Origin of the sequence: Bartonella sp. 220B (assembly GCF_026930205.1) — a bacterium.
In the GTDB taxonomy this organism is placed as follows: Bacteria; Pseudomonadota; Alphaproteobacteria; order Rhizobiales; family Rhizobiaceae; genus Bartonella.
The window spans coordinates 1-1,459 of the sequence record NZ_JANHOI010000051.1; the positions used below are offsets into that span (position 1 = coordinate 1).

1 protein-coding gene and 1 pseudogene are annotated in these 1,459 nt (G+C 43.7%); both read right to left on the minus strand.

Going from position 1 to position 1,459, the window contains the following annotated elements:
* Positions 1 to 1,253: hypothetical protein (locus tag NPX99_RS08605; RefSeq protein WP_269031415.1), on the minus strand; the 1,253-nt coding region annotated here is incomplete at its 3' end.
* Position 1,254: 1 nt separating this feature from the next.
* Positions 1,255 to 1,459, minus strand: a pseudogene (locus tag NPX99_RS08610) (hypothetical protein); the annotation flags it as partial.

Here is a 1,459-nt window from a genome sequence, read left to right on the forward strand (position 1 = left end):
AGCCCTTCTAGAGTATCAACCTCTGCAAACATCTTGGTGAAAAAGTTAAAGCTCCCATCAGGTGACCCCATCTCTTGCGATATAACAACCGCCTCCATTGGCGCGCCTGTAAACACAACAAGCCTGTTTTGACCATCAAAACCACCAAGAACCGGTGCACCACTTTGCCAAATAGAACTGTCAAGAGAGGCGGGTAAGCTTTCAAGGCTGGTTGAAACCTCATCCAACTGTTCCAAAGTATAGCCTGTCGTAAAAACAGGAAACAAAGTTACAGGTTCTCCTTGAATCGTTGACCATTTCTGCAAGCCCCAATCATAAACAAAGGTGGTTTGCTGGTTATTGCCACTCTTCAAAGACCAGTAAACACGATTATGAACAGGGTCGATCACACCTTGCATTCCATCAAGGGCAAGCTTATCAAAAGTCGTGAACACCGTTCGGTCAACCTTTTCAAAGCCTATCGGTAAAAGTTGTCCATCCGAAACAACCTGATAAAAGCCACCATCTCCAGCAAAAAAAGCATTATTGCCATAACAAGCTATGGCTTGTGCACTTCTTGCTCCTCGCTTGTCTTGTATCTTTTGAAACGTAAACACAATCTTAGAACCCGGAATAAAGGTTCCTGCATAAAGAGCAGAACGCATAAAAATGAGGGGATTGCTCGATTCCGTAGAACCTTGAACATATTCTCCATCCGGAAAATCCTGAAAGTCGCAATCTTTCTGTTTAACCGTCCAATGGCTTGCATCATTCAAGCCTGACCAATGGACACGATTAGGATGATCAGTTAGTTGCATCAAACATAAAAAATCACCCCAAACCTTTACCAATCCGGCTTTTGGGGGATTACCTCCTAACTCTTCAAACCGTTGTGAACTCTTGACCTTGAACACCTGTGGTTTGTCATTTTTGTTGACCGCAATGATGCTCTCACCAAAAAGAGCAAAGGACCATTTGTTTTCCTCATTGGCATGATACGTTACACCAGTTTGACTGATGTCTTTCCAACCGCGCGTTTGATTATCGTAAGCATAAAGCTTTTGTGCACCTCCTACGATTATCTTAACCCCATCGCCTGATCTAAAGGCAATCGAACCTAATGGCTTCTCTTCCAAAGCAGCAGAAATAACCGTTGCACTTGGCATGGGAACGTAAGAACCGTCAGCCGGTAAAACATTCACAAGCGTATCAGTAAAACCGCTGTTAACAACCGCAACATCCGGTCTGTAATCGGCTATGGGAAAATAAACCATGTTAGAAATCCGTTGGGACAATTCTTGTCACGTTATGGCGTTTGGATGTCTCTGCACGCAATTCCCGCAAATGTTCCTCAAAATCATTGTAAGCAGCGACTGCACAATCGGGCTCTTTCAAGATATTCTTGTACAATTCATATTTGGCCCGTGCTTTGATGAGATCAAAACCATGCACAAACCATGGGTGTTCCTGATGAACATCC